This window comes from Frankia sp. CcWB3 (assembly GCF_977927595.1).
Genome location: NZ_CDWRCK010000205.1, coordinates 1 through 1,060, shown reverse-complemented (window position 1 = coordinate 1,060; position 1,060 = coordinate 1). Strand labels below are relative to the sequence as shown.

Genomic DNA, 1,060 nt, shown 5'->3' with positions numbered 1-1,060 from the left:
CGGGGGTGGCGGCGGGGGCTGGGACCACTGCGCCTCGAGCCGGGTGATGGCCTCCAGCTCGCCGTAGTCGAGGAAGATGCCCCGGCATCCGTCGCACTGCTCGATCTGGATGCCGTTGCGGTTGTACGTCCGCATCATCGCGTGGCACTTGGGACACTGCAGGGTGTAACTCATGCCGAACCTGCCGTTCATGGCGGGGAGACATCCTTGGCTGCGGGTAGCGTACCGATCCCGCGGAAGTCAGCCGGTGGATAGTCGAGATCCGGACGGGTACGGGCCCACCCGGGCCATCCGCCGGCAGCACTCGACGAAGGCATCGGAGATCGGATCAGGTTCGGGCCCGGCACCGGGCGCGTCGCCGTCGAGACGCGCGGCGACCGCGATGGCCGCGTACTGCACGACAATCGCGCGGGCGGGCAGGTCCAGGGCCGTCCAGGGATCCTCGCCGCCCGGCAGCGCCGGGCCGCCACCGGCCTGGTAGCCGTCGACGAACCGCGCCCAGACGTCCATCGGCAGCAGGCCGGCCGCGTACCAGGCCGCCGGCCGGGCCAGGTCCCATACCGGGTCCCCGAGCCCGAGATCGTCCACGTCGATGATGCGCCAGCCGAGTCGGGGCAGCGCGACGAGCTGTCCGAAGTGCCAGTCACCGTGGATGATCGTCAATGGCCGCGCCGGCCGGCGTGACCGTCCCGGTCGGGTCGGTTGATCCGGTTGATCCGGTTGGATCTGGTGGTGCAACGCCCACTCGGGCAGGGTCGCGGCGGCGCGCAGGACCACCTCGGCACGTGGATGGCCGGCCTGGTCGCGCAGTCGAGCCACGTCGTGCCGCAGCCGGCGGAGCACCGTGGCCCGGGGGAGCACGAGGAGATTCGACGCGGTGACCGGGATGCGATGCAGACTCGCCAGCAGCGCGGCAGCCTCGGCCCAGGGAACGGCCTCGGCCCAGGGAACATCGTCGACCTGGTCCAGTCCGAGCGCCGAGCCGGCCGGCCAGGCACTCACCCATCGGTCGTGGACCCGGACGGCGAGCCCGTCCAGACCGGTATGGGTGGCGTGGGAC

The 1,060-nt window shown here is 71.8% G+C and carries 2 protein-coding genes; both read right to left on the bottom strand.

Going from position 1 to position 1,060, the window contains the following annotated elements; translation table 11 throughout:
• Positions 1-174, bottom strand: a 174-nt coding sequence (locus ACY5KJ_RS15030) for a TFIIB-type zinc ribbon-containing protein (RefSeq protein ID WP_462203634.1), incomplete at its 3' end; no start/stop codon positions are given.
• A 66-nt stretch (positions 175-240) separates the two neighbouring features.
• Positions 241-1,060 (bottom strand): phosphotransferase (locus ACY5KJ_RS15025; RefSeq protein WP_462203632.1); only part of this gene is annotated, 820 nt, incomplete at its 5' end.